This window comes from Streptomyces sp. NPDC107498, from assembly GCF_055582805.1.
In genome coordinates this window covers 65793-86848 of the sequence record NZ_JBVJPE010000026.1, presented here as the reverse complement: position 1 = coordinate 86848, position 21056 = coordinate 65793, and the positions used below count along the sequence as shown (strand labels likewise).

Genomic DNA, 21056 nt, shown 5'->3' with positions numbered 1-21056 from the left:
GCAAGCCTCCTGCTCTCCATGGCCATTCGGCACCTTCCTGCCCGAAGTGGTGCGGGCGAAGGCGGAATCAGGCATGGCGAAACCGGAATTACGGTCCATAATGGATGGGTGTCGGAGCAGTGTGCGCCGCGGACGAGTCGGACGGTTCCCCGGGCCTGTTCGCCGGTCTGCCGCCGCCTCCCGACGACGCTCCCTCTCCTTTCCCCCGACCCCGTCGATCCTGCCTGCCGATCCGAAGGCGGTGAGTTCCATGACCGGCGACCGGAAGACCGGATCCGGGCGGAACGCCCCCGACCCGGGCGCGGTCCCCACGGTGGGCGGCGGCCGCCCCCGTCCGGTCTACAGGGCGAAATCCGGCCACGCCCAGGTGCGGCGTGAGCACACCGGCTCGTCGGCCACGTGGCTGCTCACCGTGAGCGGCGAATTCGACGTCGACACCGTCGACTGCCTGCGCGACGCACTGTCCGACGCCCGGGGGGCCCGCGCCGAGCGCATCCTGCTCGACCTCGCCGACGTCGCCTTCGGTGACTGCGCGTTCCTGCACGAACTCGTCCGGGCGCACCACGAGCCCTCCCGGCTGGTCCTCGTCGGGCCGCTGCCCGGCCAGATCCGCCGGCTGTTCGAGCTGACGGGCACCTATCGCCTCTTCCGCATCACCCTGGACGGCGACGGCGACCCCGCGCCCGACGCCGAGCCGCCGACCGCGGTGTCTCCGGACGCCTCCACGACCGGCACCGCTTGACGCAAGCTTTAACGTCACCCGCTGTGCGATCCCGTGTTCACGGGGTGATCGCCCGTCGAGGACGCTTCCCGCCACGGGCGGCCCTTCGGCCATGGAATGGTCAACTCCCCCTGAGCGATGGGTAAATGCCGCGGTCGGCCGACGGCGCTTCGCGACTGCGACGGCTTGACACGGTCTGTGCTCTATGGCTGGCTGGGGTCCGGTCATGCGACGGGGGTCACCCGAGAGGGGGCCCTCGGACGTGCTGTTCCGCCCGGCGTCTCGGACTCCGGGCCAACGGGGAGCGCCGTTCGGTCGGCGCATACGGGGGATGTCCATGGTCACGCGCAGCTGGCACGGTTCGGCCTCCTCCGCCCGACGTCGCATGTAGCGGCCGTCCCGGGCCCCCGCGGCCCGCCGAGGGCGGTCGCCCCGCCACCGTCTCCACACAGGCTGCAAGCACTCAGCACGCGCCACCTCCCGCCCGTCCTGCCCCATGCCGTCACGCGCCGGGGCGGGCGGGAGTCGCGCGTGCCTTCTTGGGACCGAAAGATGGAGTGACTCGTGAAGAGCTTCGCCGGGCGCTTACCCGTGTCCACCGCGCAACACGAAGTGTGGATCGCCCATCAGATGGACTCCGGCGGCGCCCGCCACAACTGCGGGGGATACGTCGAGATCCGGGGGCGGCTGGACGAGCGGCACCTGGCCGAATCGGTGCGGCGGGCCGTCGACGAGACCGAAGCCTTACGCGTCCGGTTCGTTGCTGATGAAAAGGGCCGCCCGTGGCAGTGGCCGACCGATGTCGACGCCACGCTGCACGTCAGGGATCTCACCGCGGAGAGCGATCCGTTCGCCACCGCGGAGGAGTGGATACGGGCGGACCTGGCCACTCCGGTCGACCTCGCGCGGGACGCGCTGTTCACCCACACCCTGCTCCGACTGGCCCCGGACCACTTCCTCTTCCACCTCCGCTACCACCACATCGTGCTGGACGGATACGGTCAGGTCCTCTACTGGCGCCGACTGGCGCAGATCTACACGGCGCTGGACCAGGGGACGCCGGTCCGCGCGAAGAGCGCCGGCACCCTGCGCGACCTGCTCGACGAGGAAGCCGCGTACCGCACGTCGCCGGAGCACGAGAGCGACCGCGCCCACTGGCTGAGCGGCACGGCCGAGTGGCCCGACCGCATCAGCCTGAGCGACGGAGCGGCCGGAACGTCCCGGCCCGCCGAACGTTTCCAGCCCCCGGTGCGGGTCGCGCGGATCGACGAGACGGCCGCCCGGTACGGGACGCCGTGGTCGGTCGTCGTGCTGGCGGCGACGGCGGCGTACCTCCACCGGATCACCCGACAGGACGAGATCGTCCTCGGCCTGCCCGTGCGGGCCCGGACCACGCGCACCGCCCTGACCACGCCGGGCATGCTCGCCAACGTGCTGCCGTTGCGGCTGTCCGTACGCTCCGACATGACGTTCCGCGACCTCGTGCGGCACGTCTCCGACCGGGCGAGCGAGGTGCTGGCGCACCAGCGGTTCCGGGGCGAGGCCCTGCAGCGGGAGCTCAGGCGGGCCGGCGCCGCCGAGGAACCCTCGGGCGTCGTCGTGAACGTCGTGTCGTTCGACGGGCGGTTGCGCTTCGGCGACCTCGACGGAACGGTCCGCCAGGTGTCCTCGGGGCCCGTGCGCGACCTCTCGATCGAGTTCTTCGGCGGTGCCGACGGCGCGGACCTCCTCCTGTCGTTCGACCCCGCTCCCGAACTGCACGACGCCGCGACCGTGGCCGCCCACCGCGACCGGTTCGCCGCCTTCCTGGACGCCCTCGCCCGGGCGGACGAACGGCTGACCCTGGGGGAGACGGACGTACTGACCGCCGCCGAGCGGTCCCGCGTGGAGGCCGAATCCGACGCCCACGCACGGGAGTACGACCTGACCCGGCCGCTCCACGAACTGATCGAGGAGCAGGCCGAACGGACCCCCGACGCCCTCGCCGCCGAGACCGAGGACGGCTCGCTCACCTACCGCGAACTCATCGGCCGCGCCCGCGGCCTCGCCACCCGGCTCCGCGCCGACGGGGTGACGGCGGGCCAGGTCGTGGGCGTGTACGACGAGCGCTCGCTCGACCTGGTGGTGGAACTGCTCGCGGTGCTGATGTCCGGAGCGGCCTACGTGCCGCTGGACCCCGAACTCCCCACCTCGCGGGTGGCGTTCCAGATCGAGGACTCCGGGGCGCGTGTCGTCCTGACCCGATCGGACCTCGCCGGGCGGCTCGCCGGCACCGGCGCCGAGACCATCGCCGTCGACCGGCTCCCGCTCCCGCCGACCGGGCCCGGCCCGCTCCGCTCCACGGCCACCCCCGAGGACACCGCGTACGTCATCTACACCTCGGGATCGACCGGCAGGCCCAAGGGCGTCGCCGTGCCGCACCGGGGCGTGGTCAACCGGCTCCTGTGGATGCAGGAGGAGTACGGCCTCGGCGCGGACGACCGCGTCCTGCAGAAGACGCCCTTCACCTTCGACGTCTCCGTCTGGGAGTTCTTCTGGCCGCTGCTCACCGGCGCCGTGCTGCACCTCGCGGCCCCCGGTGCCCAGCGCGACCCCCGCGCCCTCGCGGACGCCGTCCGTCGACACCGGGTCACCACGGCGCACTTCGTCCCCTCGATGCTCGACCTCTTCCTGGCGGAGCCCACGAGCCGGGACCTGCCGACCCTGCGTCGTGTCGTCTGCAGTGGCGAGGCCCTCCGCCCCGAGACCGTGGGCCGGTTCTTCGAGCGGTACGGCGCGGACGTCGAACTGCACAACCTCTACGGCCCGACCGAGGCGTCCATCGACGTCACCCACTGGCGATGTACCCCGGAGGACGCCCACGGGCCCGTGCCCATCGGCCGGCCGGTGGCCAACACCAGCCTGTACGTACTGGACCGGGAAGGACGTCCGCTGCCGCCCGGCACCGCCGGCGAGCTGCACATCGGCGGCGTCCAGGTCGCCACCGGATACCTCAACCGCCCGGAACTCACCGCGGCGAGCTTCGTCGACAACCCCTTCGGTCCCGGCAGGCTGTACCGGACCGGAGACCTGGCCGTCCTCCGCGAGGACGGGGTCGCCCTCTACCGGGGCCGGCTCGACCACCAGGTCAAGGTGCACGGCTTCCGCATCGAGCCCGGCGAGATCGAGTCCGTGCTGCTCGGCCACCCGGCCGTCGAGCAGGCCGTGGTGACGGCGCCGCCCGGCGACGACGGGCAGCCCCGGCTCATCGCCCACGTCGTGCCCGCCGGCGCCGCACCGGACCCGGCGGAACTCCCGGCCTGGCTGCGGGAGCGCCTGCCCGCCCACATGGTCCCCGCCCACTTCGTCACCCTCGACGCCCTGCCCCTGCTCTCCAACGGCAAACTGGACCGCAAGGCGCTTCCGGTGCCGCGGACGCGGACCGCGCGCACCGTGACGCCTCCGGAGACCGCCGAGGAACGACTGCTCCACCGGGCGTGGCGCACCGTCCTGGACACCGACGACATCGGCGTGGACGACTCGTTCTTCGCCCTGGGCGGCGACTCCATGCACGCCATCCGGGTCCGGGCGGAGGTCGAGCGGGGCGACCGCACCTTCGACGTCGCCGACCTGCTCCAGGGGCCGTCGATCCGCGAACTCGCCCGTCTCGTCAAGCCGCTGGCGCGACGGGAGGACTCCGCCGAGCGGACGCCGTTCGGGCTGCTGTCCGCGGAGGACCGGTCACTGCTGCCGGACGGCCTCGACGACGCCTACCCGCTCAGCGCCATGCAGGCGGGCATGCTCTACCACGCGGCCTACGCCGAGGACTCCTCGGTGTACCGGGTCGTGACCAGCGTCCGGGTGGCGACCCGCCTCGACCCCGAGGCCCTGCGGGCCGCGATCGACGACACCGCCGCCCGGCACCCGTCCCTGCGCTGCTCCTTCGACCTGGCCCGCTTCTCCGAGCCCCTCCAGCTCGTGCACAGCCGGGTCGAGATCCCCCTGGAGACCGGCCGCGACCTCGACGGCCTGGACGAGGAGGCCCGCTCACGGGCCGTGGCGGACTGGGTCGAGCAGGCCAAGTCCACCCGCTTCGACCCCGAGGTCGCGCCCCTGCTCAAGTTCGTGACGCATCCGTGCGGCCCGGAGGGGTTCGAGCTGTCCGTGATCGAGCACCACGTCGTCCTCGACGGGTGGAGCGACATGCGCATGCTCGAAGAGGTGGTCGACCACTACCGGGCGCGCCTCGCCGGCGAGGAACTGGACCTGCCGCCGGTCCGCTCGACCTACCGGGACTTCGTGGCCGCCGAGCGCCGGACGCTGGCGGACGAGGAGGCGCGCGCCTACTGGACCGGACTCCTGCGAGGAGCCGAACCCACCCGTCTGGCGCCCCACGGCCCCACCGGACAGGACCGCCCCGACGGCTCGCGACCGGCCGCCAACCACCGGTACGACGTGCCCGTGGGCGACGAGGTGGCCAGGGCGCTGCGGACCCTCGCCGGCCGCGAAGGACTGCCGCTGAAGTCCCTCCTCACCACCGCGCACCTCGCCGTCCTGCGACTGGTCGGGGGCGACGACGACGTGCTCACCGGCGTCGTCGCCAACGCCCGGCTGGAGGAGGAGGGCGGCGACGAGACGATCGGCGTCTTCCTCAACACGCTCCCGCTGCGCCTGGACCTGTCCTCCACCACCCTCCTCGACACCGCACGCCGGGTCTTCGACCACGAGCGGCGCTCCGCGCGCCACCGCCGCTACCCCTTCGCGCAGATGCAGCACGACGTCGGCGAAGGCCTGAGGCTGGACAGCTACGTCAACTTCATGGACTTCCACCGCGACCGGCACCGCTCGGCGGACGCCCTCATGACCGTCACGGCGGGCGTCGCGGAGACCAACTACCCGCTGGCCGTCAACTTCCTGATCGACCCCGAACGGGGCAGCCTGCAGCTCTGGCTCGACTGCGACCTGGCCGTCCTCCCCGAGGAGTTCTGCTCGCGGCTGACCGGCTACTACGAACGTGCCCTCGCCGCCGTCGCCCGGCAGCCGGAGGAGCGGCTCACCGCCGTCGACCTCATGGCCCCCGCCGAGCACGCCCTGCTGGCCGCGTGGAACGACACCGCCGTCGCGTACGACCCCGACGACACCGTGCACGGACGGTTCGAGCGGCAGGCCCTGGCCCGCCCCGACGCGATCGCGGTCGCGCACCGCTTCGACGAGCTGGGCTACGCCGAGCTGGACGCACGGGCGAACCGCCTCGCGCACCACCTGCGGGACCGGGGCGTCGGACGCGGAGACCTGGTCGGCGTGAGCCTGCGCCGGGGCGCCGACCTCGTCGTCGCCCTCCTCGCGGTGCTCAAGAGCGGCGCCGCGTACGTGCCGATGGACCCGTCGTTCCCCGGCGGACGCCTGACGGACATCGCCACCGACGCCGGCATCGGCTGCCTGCTCAAGGGCCCCGGCACACCCGACGGGATCACCGCGCCGCACGTGGTCGACGTCGTCGCGGACGCCGGGACCATCGAGCGGTCGCCCTCGACGGCGCCGGACGTCGAGGTCTCCGGTGACGACACGGCGTACGTGATCTACACCTCGGGCTCGACCGGCAAGCCCAAGGGCACCGCCCTCCGGCACCGCAACGCCGTCAACTTCTTCACCGGCATGGACGAGCGCGTCGGCTGCGGCGCCGAGGACGTCGTCCTCGCCGTCACCAGCGTCTCCTTCGACATCTCGGTCCTCGAACTGCTGTGGCCCCTCACCCACGGCGCCAAGGTCGTCGTCGCGGGAGAACGCGTCATCGGCAACCTGGTGCCGCGCTCGGAGTCACGGGAGCGGCCCCTCGGATTCAGCCTCTTCTTCTTCGCCGCCTCCGCGGGCGAGTCCCACCGCGAGGGCTACCAGCTGGTCCTCGACGCGGCCCGGTACGCCGACACCCACGGGTTCGAGGCCGTGTGGACGCCCGAGCGGCACTTCCACCGGTTCGGCGGCCTCTACCCCAACCCCTCCGTGATGTCGGCCGCGCTGGCCACCATCACCGAGCGGATCGCCCTGCGCTGCGGCAGCGTGGTCTCCCCGCTGCACGACGCGGTGCGCATCGCCGAGGAGTGGTCGCTCGTCGACAACCTCTCGGACGGCCGGGTCGGCCTGGCGTTCGCCGCGGGCTGGAACTCCAACGACTTCGTGCTGCGGCCGGAGAACTTCGCCCCGCGCAAGGAGCGGATGACCGAACAACTGGAGGAGTTCCGCCGGCTGTGGCGCGGAGAGCCGGTGCGGCGCGTCGGCGGCAGCGGCGAACCCGTCGACGTACGGATCTTCCCCCGGCCCGTCCAGGACGAGCCGCCGATCTGGCTCACCTCCGTCGGCACCGTGCAGACCTTCGAGAAGGCCGGCGCCTCCGGCGCGAACCTGCTCACCCACCTCTTCGGCCAGAGCCCCGACGACCTCGCGGAGAAGATCAAGGCCTACCGGCAGGCCAGGGAGGCCGCCGGGCACGAGGGCCCCGGACAGGTCACCGTGATGGTGCACACCTTCATGTCGGACGACACGGAGCGGGCCAGGCAGCAGGCGCGGGAACCCTTCCGCGACTACCTCCGCAGCTCGACCGAGCTGTGGCGCACGCTCTTCGCCTCCACCGGACAGGACCTCCCGGAGATGGGTGCCGAGGAGCAGATCGACGCCGTGATCGACATGGCGATCAACCGCTACTTCGAGACCTCCGGCCTGTTCGGCTCCCCCGACACCTGCGCCGAACTCGTCCGTGCGCTGGCCTCCGCCGGCGTCGACGAGATCGCCTGCCTGGTCGACTTCGGCGTCGAGGCGCAGGCTGTCCTGGAGGGCCTCACCTGGGTCGACCGCCTCCGCGACGCCCACGCCACCGAGGTCGCCGAGGGCGCCCACTCCTTCGCCGCGCTCTGCGAACGGCACCGGGTCACCCTCGTCCAGGGCACCCCCTCGCTGTTCACCGCCGTCGCCGCGGAACCCGAAGCCCTGGACGCCCTGCGGGGCCTGCGCACCCTGCTGATCGGCGGCGAGGCCTTCCCCTCGGGCCTCGCGCGGCGACTGCTCCAGGCCCTGCCCGACGTCCGGATCCGCAACATGTACGGCCCCACCGAGACGACCGTCTGGTCGACGGTCCACGACCTGGACGCCCGACAGGACGCGACGGCCGACACCATCCCCATCGGCCGGCCGATCGCCAACACCGAGGTGCGCGTGGTCGACGGCCGCGGCCGGCCGCTCCCCGTCGGCGTCTCCGGCGAACTGTGGATCGGCGGAGACGGCGTCGCCGCCGGGTACCTCGGCCGCCCGGAGCTCACCGCCGAGCGGTTCGTCACCGGCGCGGAGGGCACCGGCCGGTACTACCGGACCGGCGACCGCGTGCGCCGGCGCGCCGACGGCAGCCTGGAGTTCCTGGGCCGCATCGACCGACAGGTGAAGATCCTCGGCCACCGCGTCGAGCCCGACGAGGTCGAGAGCGTCCTCTCGCGCCACGCGCAGCTCGACGCCGTCGCCGTCACCGCGATCGAAGGGGCCCACGGCACCGAGCTCGTCGCCTACGTGTCCCCGGCGGACTCCCTGTCCGACGCCTCGGTCCAGGACGCCCACGTCCGGCGCTGGGGCGAGGTCTGGGAGAGCGCCTACACCGCGACGGACGCCACCCCGCGGGACGGGAGCGAGTTCGCCGGCTGGCTCAGCAGCTACACCGGCGAGCCCATCCCCGTCCCCGAGATGCGGGAGTGGCTGGCACACACGGTCGACCGGATCCGCGCGCTCGAGCCCACCGCGGTCGCCGACATCGGCGTCGGCGTCGGGCTCGTCCTCCGGAACCTGGCCGACCGGGTCGCCGAGTACCACGGCGTGGACGTCTCGCCCGCCGCGCTCACCGCCGCGGCCGGCTCCCTGGGACGACCGCTCCCCGGCCACGTGCACCTGGAACGGTCCGGCCCCGAGTACCTGGCACGCCTCGCGCCGGGAAGCCTGGACACGGTGGTGATCAACTCGGTCGCGCAGTACTTCCCCGGCACGGACTACCTGCGCACCGTGCTCGTCGACGCGGTGCGCGCCGTACGGCCGGGAGGCGCGGTCTTCGTCGGCGACGTCCGCTCGGTCGAGACGCTGCCCGAGTTCCAGACGGCCGTGACGCTGCACCGGGCCGGACCGCTCCAGACGGTCGAGGAGCTCCGGTCCGCGGTCTCCCGCCGGCTCCAGGAGGAACGGGAACTGTGCCTGTCCCCGGCCTTCTTCCACCGACTGGCCACCGAACTCGACGGGGTGGCCGAGGTCCGCGTCGAGCTGAAGCGGGGGCGCGCCGACAACGAGCTCTCCCTCTTCCGCTACGACGTGACCCTGCTCGTCGGCGACCGGACCGCGCCCGCCGCACCCGAGCCGGGCCTCCCCTGGGACGGCCTCGGCGGCGTCGGCGGCCTCAGGCGGCGGCTGACCGACAGCACCGGGGGCCTGACGGTGACCGGCATCCCCAACCGGAGACTGCTGCGGATCACGGCCGCGGCGCGCGCCCTGGAGGAGACCGACGGCACGGCCACCGCCTGGGACCTGGAACGGCTGCTGTGGGACCTGGACGACGAAGCCGGCGTCCACCCGGAGGAACTGTTCGACCTGGCCGCCGAGCGAGGACGACACGTCAGGGTCCTGGTGCCCCGGGACGGCCGCCTCGTCGCCTTCGACGCGGTCTTCGACAAGCCGGTCCCCGCCCACGACGACGCTGAGGACAAGGCATGAGCCCGACCCGACCACTCGCCAACGACCCGCTCACCTCGGCCTGGGCGGCCGGACTGCGCTCCTCCCTGCGCGCCTACGCGAGGACGCACCTCCCGGACGCCATGGTCCCGGCGCACTTCGTCGTGCTGCCGGAACTGCCGAAACTGCCCAACGGCAAGGTGGACCGGGGGAGCCTGCCCCCGCTGACGGCCGAGGAGACCCCCGAAGCCGCCTACGTCGCGCCCCGCACACCGGTCGAGACGCAACTGGCCCGGATCTGGCAGGACCTGCTCGGCCTGTCGAAGGTCGGCGTCGAGACCAGCTTCTTCGACCTGGGCGGCGACTCCCTGACGGTGCTCCAGATGACCGCCCAGGTACGGGAGGCCTACGACGTACGCCTCGACCTGCGGCGGATGTTCGAGGACCCCACCGTCGCCCGACTGGCCCGGATGGTCAGCTCCCAGGCCGACCCGACGGTGACCGGCGCCGGCAACCCCCGGGGCGTCGCGAGCGAGGCGATGACGGCCGACGCCGTGCTCCCGGCGGACGTCGTCCCCGAGGAAGGAGCCGTACCGGCGTCGACGGGCCCGTACCGCACGGTCCTGCTCACCGGCGGCACCGGATACACCGGCGCCTTCCTGCTCCGCGAGCTCCTCGACCGCTCGGCCGCGACGGTGCACGTCCTGGTGCGCGCCGACGGCCCCGACCAGGCCGGCGAGCGGGTGCGCCGCAACCTGGCCGAGTACGGACTGCTGCGGGACGGGGACGAGGAACGCGTCGTCGGCGTCCCGGGGGACACCGGCCGGCCCTACCTCGGGCTGACCAAGGAGCTCCACCACCGGCTGGCCGCGGAGGTGGAACTGATCGTCCACAACGCGGCGATCTCCAGCTGGATCGTCCCCTACGCCAAGATCAAGCCCGTCAACGTCTTCGGCGCCCTGGAGGTGCTGCGGCTCGCCTGCCGCAAGCGCGTCAAGGCCGTCCACTTCGTCTCCACGATCGGCGTGTACCCGGGCCACGAGGGCGAACGCAGCTGGGCCGAGACCCGGCTCACCGAGGCCGACCACGTCGTCGGCGGCTACCGGCAGTCGAAGTGGGTCGCGGACAGCCTGATGCTCCAGGCCCGGGACCGCGGCGTGCCCACCCACGTCTACCGCCTCGGCGCCATCACGGGATCCCAGACCACCGGCGCCTGCTCCTCCGACACCTTCATCAACCACCTGATCAAGGGCTGCGTCCAGCTCGGCGCCCACCTCGACTACGACCTGCTCCTCGACCTCGTACCCGTGGACTTCTGCGCGGCCGCCGTCGTGCACACCGCGCTCTCCGGAGGCCGTACCGAGGCCGTCTTCAACGTCCCCGGCGCCGGGTCCGTCAGCATGAACGAGATCTTCGAGCTGATCGTGGCGTACGGCTATCCGCTGCGCCGGCTGGACTACCGGGACTGGTACCGCGAGCTCGCCGCCGCCGTCGAGCGCGGCGAGGAGAACGAACTCGCCCCGTACCTGCCGCTGTTCGGCGCCGACCAGCCCGCCGAGGAAGTGGGCTACCCGGGCAGCAGGCCGGACTTCCGCACCGACAACCTGCGCGCCGCGCTCGACGGTTCGGGCATCGAGTGCCGAGCGGTCGACCGCGCGCTCCTCGACCTCTACCTCGACTACTTCGTCTCGTCGGGCTACCTGCCCGCCCCTCCCGGTGGCGCCGCCCGCCCCCAGACCCCGAGTGGAGTTGCCCGATGACCGCTCCTGCCGCACCCGCCTTCCCGATGCCGCGCCGGCACCCGCTGGACCCGCCGCCCCAGTACCGCGAACTCAGCGCCGAACAGCCGGTCTTCCGGGTGCGGACGCCCCGCGGCGAGGCCGTCTGGGTGGTGACCCGACACGCGGACGCACGCGCCGTGCTCACCGACACCCGGTTCAGCTCGGACCCGAAGACCCCCGGCTACCCCTCCTACATCTCCGGCGACACCCCGCTCCCGCCCGGCTTCTTCCTCAACCAGGACGCACCGGACCACACACGGCTGCGCCGCCTGGTCACCCGCGAGTTCCTCATCAGCCAGATGGAGGCGAAGCGGCCCAGGATGAAGGCCATCCTCGACGCGCTCCTCGACGACCTGGTGCGGCAGGGGAACACCGCCGACCTCGTCACCCGACTCGCCCTCCCCATGGCGGCCACCGTCATGTGCGAACTGCTCGACGTCCCCTACGAGGACCACACGGTCTTCGTGACCCTCACGGACACGATCCTCGACCGCAGCAGCACGCCCGAACAGGCCGAAGGCGCCGCCCGCGAGCTCATGGCGTACTTCGACGGCGTGGTCAGGGCCCGCAAGGAGCGGCCGACCGACGACATGCTCGGCCGCCTGGTGGCCCAGGAGGAGGCCGGCAGGCTCAGCCACGACGAGTTCGTCGGCCTGGCCGCCCTGTTGATGCTCTCCGGCTACGACACCATGGCCCAGATGATCGGCCTGGGCACCGCCACGCTGCTCGAACACCCCGAGCAGCTCGACGACCTCAAGGCCGACCCGTCGCTCTACCCCCAGGCCATCGAGGAACTCCTCCGCTACCTCTCCATCAACCACGCGGGACTGCCCCGCGCCGCCACGGAGGACCTCGCCGTCGGGGGCCAGGAGATCCGGGCGGGGGACGGCGTCCTGGTGATGATCAACGCCGCCAACCGCGACGCGGCGGTCTTCGAGGCGCCCGACACCTTCGACATCCACCGCAAGGACCCGCAGGCGCACGTCGCGTTCGGCCACGGCTTCCACAAGTGCATCGGACTGACGCTCGCCCGGGTGGAGCTGAGCACCGTGTTCGCCGGCCTCTTCGACCGGCTGCCCACGCTCAAGCTCGCCGGCCGCCTGGAGGACCTGCCGTTCCGGCACGACATGGTGCTCTACGGAGTCCGCGGACTGCCCGTCACCTGGTGACCCCGGCGCACCCACGCAAGGTCACCCACTCCACGAAGGACGCAAAGGACGCATGATGGCGGTTGAAACGGTCTTCCTCCTGCCCGGACAAGGGGGTTACACCCCGGGACTCTTCGCCGACGACGGTTCGTCCGAGGTCCGGGAGGTCCTCGACACGGCCGACCGGATCGCGGCCGAGTTCGGGCGCGACGGCGTCTCGCACCTGCTGACGCGCCCCGACGCGCCGTCCGCGGCGGACCTGGTGCACGCGGACTCCTTCGCCCTGCAACTCGCCGTGTTCACCGCGGCCGTCGGCAGCTTCCGCGTCGCACTGCGGCAGGAGGCGCCGGACGTCGTGGTCGGCCACAGCATGGGCGAGATCGCCGCGCTGACGGTGGCCGGGGCGTTCGATCCGGCCGACGGGGCACGGCTGGTGTGCCACCGCTCGGAGGCGCTCCTCGCGCACTGCCCGGCGGACGGCGGCATGGTCGCCCTGGAACTGCCGGCCGCCCGCGCGGCCCACCTGGTGGGTGCCGTCGCCGACCGGCGACTGGCCGTGGCCGTCGCCAACGCGCCGCGCCAGACGGTGGTCTCGGGGCCCGACGAAGCGGTCGACGCCGTCGCACGGCTCGCCGGCGTGCTGGGCGTCCGGGCCACCCGGCTCCACGCGCCGTTCCCCTTCCACAGCCCGATGCTGTCCCTCGCCGCCCACGCCTTCGACGAGGCGATCACCGGCATCCGGCAGCACCCGCTGCGGACGGCGGTGTACTCACCGGTGGCCGGCGGCCACCTCGACGACGACACCGACCTCAAGGCGCTGCTCGTCCGGCAGCTCACCGCACCGGTGCGGTTCATGGCCGCCGTGCGCGAACTCCACGCCGAGGGCGCGCGACGCTTCGTCGAGTGCGGCAGGGCCGGCCTCTCCGGCCTCGTGCGGCGCACCGTGCCGGAGGTCGACACCCGCCACACGGGCCGGTCGCGCGCCACCGGCACGGCGCCGGTCGTCGCACCGGCGGAGTCCGCTCCGGCGGCCGGGGTGCCCCTCGCGGTGCCCGTCGCCGTGGATGTGCTGGAGGAGTTGCGGGAGTTGTACGCGTCGGCGCTGGGTTATCCGGTGGAGGTGATCACGGGGGACGCGGATCTGGAGGCGGATCTCGGGATCGATTCGCTGAAGCGGGCGGAGATGCTGGGGAAGGTGTCGGCGCACTTCGGTCTGGGGGAGTCGGCCGTGGACGGCCGTTTCGTGGCCCAGCCCACCCTCGCCGATCTGGCCGGCCTCGTCGCCGAGGCCCGGGGCGCGGCTCCGGCGGCCGGGGTGCCCCTCGCGGTGCCCGTCGCCGTGGATGTGCTGGAGGAGTTGCGGGAGTTGTACGCGTCGGCGCTGGGTTATCCGGTGGAGGTGATCACGGGGGACGCGGATCTGGAGGCGGATCTCGGGATCGATTCGCTGAAGCGGGCGGAGATGCTGGGGAAGGTGTCGGCGCACTTCGGTCTGGGGGAGTCGGCCGTGGACGGCCGTTTCGTGGCCCAGCCCACCCTCGCCGACCTGGCCGACCTCATCACCGCCGCCCACCCCTCCGCGCGCTGACCCAGGAGAACGGAAGCCAGCATGCCCCTCGACCTCTCCGGCCGCACCGTCCTGGTCACCGGCGCCGGCCGGCCGCTCGGCACGACCCTGACCGGACACCTCACCCGGCTCGGCGCGCACGTCGTGACCTGCGACGCGTACGACGCACCCGGCATCCGGGCCGCGCTCGGCCGGGCCGACGGCCGGCCCGACCGGATCGACGCGCTCGTGAACGTCGTGTCCGGCGGGGGAGGACCGGGCGACGCCCGCACGGCGACCGCCGCGGCCGTCGGACTCATGACACCGCGGGGACCCGGCGCGATCGCGCACGTGGTCACGGAACCGCCCGTGCGGGAGTCCGTGGACGACCTCGTGCGCGAGGCCCGCGCCGGCACGCGGAACGGCCTCCGCGTCAACGCCGTCGTGGTGCCGGAGGACGCGGAGCGGTCCGCTGCCCCGGGCGTCGCCCAGCTCGTCGGCTTCCTGGTGTCCGACGACGCGTCCTCCGTCGACGGCAGGACGCTGGCCGTCACCGGGGCGCCGGCCGGGACGGCACCCGCCGACGACGCGGTCGTCGTCGTGGGCATGGGGCTCGCCCTTCCGGGGGCGAGCTCGCCCGAGCGGTTCTGGGAGCTGCTCACGAGCGGCGAGCCGGTGTTCGGCGAGCCCGGGGACCGACTGGACCTGGACGCCGTCTGGTCGGCGGACGCCACCGCCGAGGACAAGACCTACTCGCGCGTCTCCGGCTTCATGACCGGCTTCGAACCCCACCCTCGGCTGCGGGACGAACGGGAATCCGGAACCTTCGACAGCGACGAGTACACCGCCCTGTGGCTGCGTCACTCGCTGCTCGGCGCCACCGAGAAGATCACCGTCCGGCCCGACGACCGGCAGCTGTTCGCGGTCGGCCTGACCCCCGACGGCAGCCACCACCTGGAGCACAGCCTCGTCTCGGCCGGGGTGCGGGGGATCCTCGCCGAGGCGGGGGTGGAACCGCCGGACGCGCTCGACGCCCTCTACCCGCTGGCCTCCGCGTCCCCGGAGGACGTACTGCCCTACCGGATCGCCCGCTCGGCCGCCCACGACCTGCCCGCCTCCACGGAGATCGTCGTGGTGGACACCGCCTGCTCCTCCTCCCTGTACACCGTCGACCTGGGCGTCCGGGCGCTGCGCGCCGGGGAGACGGACGTGGCCCTGTGCGGCGGGGCCTTCGCGCTGAGCGCCCAGAACCTCGTGCTGTTCTCCAAGCTCCGCGGCCTGTCCCGGTCCGGCCGGGTCCGCGCCCTGGACCGGGAGGCCGACGGGGTGCTGTTCAGCGACGGAGCCGCGGTCCTCGCCCTGAAGACCCACGCCCGGGCGGTCGCCGACGGCGACCCCGTCCTCGGCTTCGTCGCCGGGTTCGGCGGATCCTCCGACGGACGGGGCAAGGCCATCTACGCCCCCAACGCCTCGGGCCAGACGATCGCCCTCGACCGGGCGTGGCGCTCCGCCGACGTCACGCCCGAGGACCTGGACTGGATCGTCGCGCACGCCACCGGGACGCCGACCGGCGACCGCACCGAGATGACCGCGCTCACCCGGAGCGCGGGCCCGGACAAGACGTGGACCATGACGTCCAACAAATCACTCGTCGGGCACGCCGGCTGGGCGGCGGGAGCGGTGTCGGCGATCCACGCGCTGCTCGCCATGCGGCACGAGGTCATCCCGGCGCAGCGGCAGTTCGGCCAACTCCCCGAGGGAGCCCCGGCGGCCGTGCACGTGCCGGTCGACGACGTGCCCTGGTCCGCGACCTCCGGGCGCCGCCGCACCGTCGGCGTGTCGGCCATGGGCTTCGGCGGCACCAACGGCCACCTCGTCCTCACGGACCGGCCCCCGGCCCCCCGCGCGGCCCCGCGGCCGGCAGGCGCGCAGGACGACCCGGTCGTGGTGGTGGCCGAGGGCGTGCACCTCCCCGGCGACCCGGACGGGGAGCGCGTCGCGCGCTGGCTCTCGGGAGGGGCCGCCGACTGGCCGGCCTCCTTCGGCGACGCCTACCCCCTGCCCTCGCCGGTGGAGGTCCGCCTCGCGCCCTCCGCGATCGCGGCCATGGACCGCAGCCAGCTGATGGCCGTGCGCTGCGCGGACCTCCTCGCCGGGCCGTGGACGAAGGACGAGGCCCTGGCCGCGCGCACCGGCGTGCTCGTCGGCCACAGCGGGCCGACCAGGGCCGCCCTCGGCGCCGACCTGCGCTGCTACCGCGAGGACCTGCTCGACAGGCTGTCCGGGCCCGCGGGCATACCGCCCGAGACGCTGGACGAGGCCGTGCGGGCCCTGTCCCGCCCCGTCAACGAGGACGCCTACCCCGGGCTGATGCCCAACGTCATCGCGGCCCGGGTGGTGCAGCAACTCGACCTGCACGGGCCGAACATGACGCTCGACGCGGGCCGGGACTCCACCAACTCGGCCCTGGCCACCGCCGTCCGCTACCTGCGGGACGGCGAGATGGACCTCGCCGTGGTCATCGGCGTCAACGCCACGACGGACCACGTCCCCACCCGGGGGAGCAAGGAGAACGCGGAGGCCGCCGTCGGTTTCGTCCTGACCCGGCAGAGCGTCGCCCGGAAGCACGGCCTGCCCGTCCTGGGACGGGTGGAGCTCGCGACGGGGGACGTCCCCGCCGGGGCCGAGGACGGCGAGCGGACACGGGAACGCAACCACCGGGGCGCCGAGGGCGCCGTGGCGCTCCTCCACGCCCTGCACTCCTCGCGGGGACGGACGGTGGTGCGGCCGCTGGAGGACGACCACACGCCCGCCCTCGTGGTGACGCCCGGGCCCGCGCCCTCTGCGGATGCCGATGCTCCCGCGGCCGAAACCGCAGCCCACGCCCCCGAAGCCGACACGCCCGAAGCCGACGGGGAGGAGAGGACCGGTTCCCTGGGCGGTCACCTCGCACGGCACGCGCTCGCCCTGCGCCCCGTCCCCGCCCGGAACGTCCGCCCCCGCGTGGCGGCACTGCCCGCCGGCGGCCTGGTGCTGACCGACGCGCCCGGTGCGCTGCGGGACGCCGACGTACCGGCGGACTGCCTGGTCGTCGCGCCCGGAAGCGCACCGCGCGACGCCGCCCTGCCGTTCCCCGTGGTCCACCTCGACGAGCCGGAGGAGCTGGAGCGGCTGCTGGGCACGGACGGGCGGCCGTTCGGCCAGATCCGCGTCGTCGTCACCGGACCGCGCGCCGCCACCGCGGGCTGGGACGTGCCGGAACGCGTCCTGGACCTCCACGACCTGGCCTTCGTGGCGGCCAAGCACCGCGCCGGACCGCTCGACGACGGCGGCTGCCTCGCCGTCCTCGCGCTCGACGCCGTCGACGGCGCGACCCCCGTCCCCGCCGTGGGCCTCTTCGGCGGCCTGGTGCGCAGCCTGTCCCAGGAGCTGACCGGCTCCCTGGTGTTCGCGCTGGTCACCGACGAGGAGGACGCGCGGACCGGCCTGGCGCGGCTGGCCGGGGAGTCGGCCGCGCACCGCTCCGTCCCCGTCGCCTACGAGACGGGCGGCGTGCGGCACGAGCTGATGCTGCTGCCCGTCGGGACGCCGCCGGCCGACACGGAAACGGGACTCGGCCTGCCGGACGAACCGGTGATCGTGGCCACCGGCGGCGCCCGCGGACTCACCGCCCACCTGGTGCACGAGCTGGTGGCCGACCGGACACCGCGCGCCGTGTGGCTGCTCGGCACGGGCCCCGCGCCCGACCCGGCCGCGGCGGCCCTGGCGCGCCTGCCGCGCGCCGACGCCCTGCGGCAGCTGATGGCCCGGTACCCGGGCGAGACCCCCGCGGCGCTGAGCCGCCGCTACGACCGCGCCGTCCAGCAGCTCGAACGCGCGGGCACGCTCCAGGAGCTGGAACGCTCCTGCGGCGCCGCGCGGGTCCACTACCGGCAGTGCGACGTCCTGGACGAGGACGCCGTGCGCACGGTCGTCGACGAGGTCCTCGCCGTGGAAGGCCGCGTGGACGTGCTGGTGCACGGCGCCGGTCTGGCCCGCTCCGCCGGCATCGCCCGCAAGAAGCTCGACGACTTCCGGGCGGTGCGGGACGTGAAGGTACGCGGCTACGCGCATCTGCGCGCCGCCCTCGGGGACCGGCGCCCCGCGCTGTGGTGCAGCGTCAGCTCCGTCTCCGCCTTCACCGGCCTGCGCGGCGAACCCGACTACGGCGCGGCCAACGAGTTCCTGCTGCTCGCCGCCGCGCACGCGCGGACCACCGAGGGCGCGGACGAGGTGGCGCTCGCCTCGGGCCTGTGGGTCGAGTCGGGCATGGCGTCGGCCGACACCCCGAACGGCGCCTTCCTGGCCCGCCAGGGGGAGATCGGCCAGCTGACCGACGCCCAGGGCCGGGAGTTCTTCCGCGCCGAGCTCCGGGACCGCGGCAGCCACGGCCTCGCGACCACCTGGATCGGCGACGCGGACTGGGCGACCCTGGAACGCAGGGCCCCCGGCTTCCGCGCGGCCTGCGAGGAGGCGGCCGAGAGCGCACCGGAGCGGCGCCGTTCCCCGGTCCGGGCCGCCCGGCACGCACCGGCCGCCCGACGCGCCTTCCTGACCGGAGCCCCTCGGTACGACGGCGCGACGGCGGTGTGGACGTTCGAGGTCGGTCTCGACGCGCACCCGTACCTCCTGGAGCACCTGGTCGACGGCCGGCCGACCGTGCCCGGCACCTTCATCCTCGAGATGGCGGCCGAAGCCGCGGCCGAGCTGGCCCCGGGCATGCTCCCGAGGCGCATCACCGATGTCGTCCTCTCCCAGTTCATCCGGGCCGCCCGGCACCGCTGGCCGAGGACCCTGCGCGCGTCGGCCGTCCGCGAGGGCGACCTGGTACGCGTACGGATCACGTCACCGGCGGCGGGGCCCGTGCCCGAGCGCGAGCACTCCCGCATGGTGGTGCACCTGGCCCACGCGCTCCCCGACGGCCCCTCGGTCCCGTCCGCCCCGCCCGGCGGCCACGACGCGCCCAACACCTACGAAATCCCCGGCACCCCCGTCGAGTTGAGCGGCGTGTTCGGAGCGCTGCGCCGGCCCCGGCGGACGGCCGACGGCGGCTCCGCCGAACTGTGCCTCGCCCTTCCGCCGGACGGCGGAGTGTTCTCCGGGTTCCTCCTGCCGAGCGTCGCCCTCGACTGCCTGCTGCGCACCTCCGTGCTCGACGGCAGGCGGCCGGGAGACGTCCCGGTCATGGTGCCCACCGGGTTGGCCTCCGTCGACCTGTACACCCCGGCCAACGACGTGGAGCTGGCCGCCGGACGGCCGGACGGGCTGGGGCTCCGCCACTGGTTCGACCCCGCGTCCGGCGAGGAGCACTGCGCCGTGGTCGGACCGGACGGCCGCGCCCTCGTCCGGGTGACCGGGGTGCGGGGCGCGCAGAAGGGCTCGTACGACCCCGGGACGCGCAGCTGGCGCTCCGGGCCGGCACCGAGCCGCACGGGCGAGCCCGTGTGACCGCAGTTCGTTCGCAAGAGACCGACAACAGCGGCACCGAGGTGCCGCGGAAGCAATGAGGAGAACGTGATGTCAGCCGAAGCCGCAGTCGGCAGCACGGCGGGGAACGGGCCGTCGGCCGACCGCGCCCGGTCATGGACCTTGGCGCTGGCCAGCGTCGCGATGTTCATGCTGATGCTCGACGTGACCGTCGTCAACGTCGCACTGCAGGACCTGCGGACCTCGCTCGGGGCGGACTTCTCCGACCTGCAGTGGGTGATCGATTCGTACACCCTGACCCTGGCGGCCTTCCTCCTCACCGGTGGTTCGCTCGCCGACCGGCTGGGCCGCAAGCGGGTGTTCGGCGCGGGCCTGGTCCTCTTCACCCTCTCCTCGCTCGCCGCGGGCCTGGCACAGGACGTCCTCGCGCTCAACATCGCCCGGGGCGTCCAGGGCGCCGGTGCCGCGGTGCTGTTCTCCGTGGGGCCCGCCCTGATCGGCAACGAGTACCGGGGCGCCGACCGGGGCAAGGCGTTCGGCGTCTTCGGGGCCGTCGCGGGCCTCGCCCTGGCCTTCGGACCGCTCGTCGGCGGCCTCCTCACCGATGCGTTGAGCTGGCGCTGGATCTTCCTGATCAACGTGCCGATCGGCGTCGTCGCCCTGATCGTCGGCGCCCTGCGGCTGAGGGAGTCGCGGGAGCCGGCCGCGCACGGCGTCGACTGGCCCGGCATGCTGAGCTTCGGCCTCGGCCTCGGCCTGCTCGTGCTCGGATTCCTGCGGGGAGAGTCCTCCGGCTGGGCCAGCGGCCCCATCCTCGGGGCGTTCGCGGGCGGCGTCGTGCTGCTCGTGGCCTTCGTCGTCATCGAGAAGGCGCGCGGCGAACGCGCCATGTTCGACCTCTCCCTGATGCGCACGCCCACCTTCGCCGGCGTCTGCGTGGCCACGCTGCTGTCCAACGCGACCAGCCTCGCCGCCGTCTTCCTGCAGATCTCCTACGTCCAGAACGTCCTGGGCTACTCGCCCTGGGAGACCGGACTGCGCTTCATGCCGATGATGATCACCCTCTTCATCGTCTCCGGGATCACCGGCGGCCTGCTGGCCAAGGCGGCGCCCGGCATCCTGATCGGCCTGTCGATCGGCCTGATCGCGCTCGGCATGGGCCTCATGGTCCTCGTCGGCCCGGACGACTCGTGGACGGCGATGCTGCCCAGCATGATCGTCACGGGCATCGGCATGGGCCTGTTCAACCCGCCGCGCGCCGCGGTCACCATCGGCGTCGTGCGGCCCGAGAAGGCCGGCATGGCCTCGGGCATGGGGGAGACCTTCCAGCAGGTCGGCGTCGCCGTCGGCGTCGCCGCCTTCGGCGCGCTCTTCCACCACGAGGTGGTCGAGGACTTCGCCTCCTCGGCCCCGGGCGCGCGGCTGGCCGGACAGGCCGAGGCCGTGGGACAGCAGGTCGCCACCGGAGGCACCTCCGGACTGGCCGACGCCGTGTCCCCGTCCGTGCTGGGCCCGGTGACGGCGGCGGCGCGCTCCGCCTTCGTCGGCTCCCTCGCCGACGTGATGGTCGTCTGCGCCGTGGTCGCCGCCCTGGGCGCGGCCGTCGCCTTCTTCACCATCCGCCGCCGTGACCTGCACGAAAGCGCGCAGGCCGAGCCCATGGCGCCCGCGCCGGAATCGGCCACCGCCTGACCGCGGCGCTCCCGCACACCCGCAAGCCCGGC

At 73.7% G+C, this 21056-nt stretch carries 7 protein-coding genes; all 7 read left to right on the top strand.

Going from position 1 to position 21056, the window contains the following annotated elements; all coding sequences use genetic code 11:
- The first annotated feature begins 250 nt into the window (after positions 1-250).
- The 7 genes from ACZ66Z_RS32205 to ACZ66Z_RS32175 all read left to right on the top strand — a co-directional run bounded on the left by ACZ66Z_RS32205 (position 251) and on the right by ACZ66Z_RS32175 (position 21024).
- Complete coding sequence (locus ACZ66Z_RS32205; protein WP_469939125.1) at positions 251-742, top strand: STAS domain-containing protein; 492 nt, start codon at positions 251-253, stop codon at positions 740-742.
- A gap of 570 nt (positions 743-1312) precedes the next feature.
- Positions 1313-9433 (top strand): amino acid adenylation domain-containing protein, encoded by an 8121-nt coding sequence (locus tag ACZ66Z_RS32200; RefSeq protein WP_469939123.1) that lies wholly within the window; start codon positions 1313-1315, stop codon positions 9431-9433.
- A complete protein-coding gene (locus tag ACZ66Z_RS32195) occupies positions 9430-11151 on the top strand; it encodes a thioester reductase domain-containing protein (RefSeq protein ID WP_469939122.1) in 1722 nt (573 codons plus the stop codon). Before ACZ66Z_RS32200 ends, ACZ66Z_RS32195 begins: the two co-directional genes overlap by 4 nt.
- Positions 11148-12341, top strand: coding sequence for a cytochrome P450 (locus ACZ66Z_RS32190; RefSeq protein WP_469939120.1), 1194 nt, complete (start codon positions 11148-11150; stop codon positions 12339-12341). Before ACZ66Z_RS32195 ends, ACZ66Z_RS32190 begins: the two co-directional genes overlap by 4 nt.
- Before the next feature lie 52 nt (positions 12342-12393).
- On the top strand, positions 12394-13908 hold the full coding sequence (locus ACZ66Z_RS32185) for an ACP S-malonyltransferase (protein WP_469939119.1): 1515 nt from the start codon (positions 12394-12396) through the stop codon (positions 13906-13908).
- Positions 13909-13929: 21 nt separating this feature from the next.
- A complete protein-coding gene (locus ACZ66Z_RS32180; protein WP_469939117.1) occupies positions 13930-19353 on the top strand; it encodes an SDR family oxidoreductase in 5424 nt (1807 codons plus the stop codon).
- A gap of 69 nt (positions 19354-19422) precedes the next feature.
- A complete protein-coding gene (locus ACZ66Z_RS32175; protein ID WP_469939115.1) occupies positions 19423-21024 on the top strand; it encodes an MFS transporter in 1602 nt (533 codons plus the stop codon).
- Positions 21025-21056: the final 32 nt, after the last annotated feature.

What these genes read in the sequence shown, in the direction of transcription:
- ACZ66Z_RS32180 (WP_469939117.1), top strand. Translation starts at nt 13,930, where the DNA reads ATGCCCCTCGACCTCTCCGGCCGCACCGTCCTGGTCACCGGCGCCGGC.
- ACZ66Z_RS32195 (WP_469939122.1), top strand. Translation starts at nt 9,430, where the DNA reads ATGAGCCCGACCCGACCACTCGCCAACGACCCGCTCACCTCGGCCTGG.
- ACZ66Z_RS32175 (WP_469939115.1), top strand. Translation starts at nt 19,423, where the DNA reads ATGTCAGCCGAAGCCGCAGTCGGCAGCACGGCGGGGAACGGGCCGTCG.
- ACZ66Z_RS32205 (WP_469939125.1), top strand. Translation starts at nt 251, where the DNA reads ATGACCGGCGACCGGAAGACCGGATCCGGGCGGAACGCCCCCGACCCG.
- ACZ66Z_RS32185 (WP_469939119.1), top strand. Translation starts at nt 12,394, where the DNA reads ATGATGGCGGTTGAAACGGTCTTCCTCCTGCCCGGACAAGGGGGTTAC.
- ACZ66Z_RS32190 (WP_469939120.1), top strand. Translation starts at nt 11,148, where the DNA reads ATGACCGCTCCTGCCGCACCCGCCTTCCCGATGCCGCGCCGGCACCCG.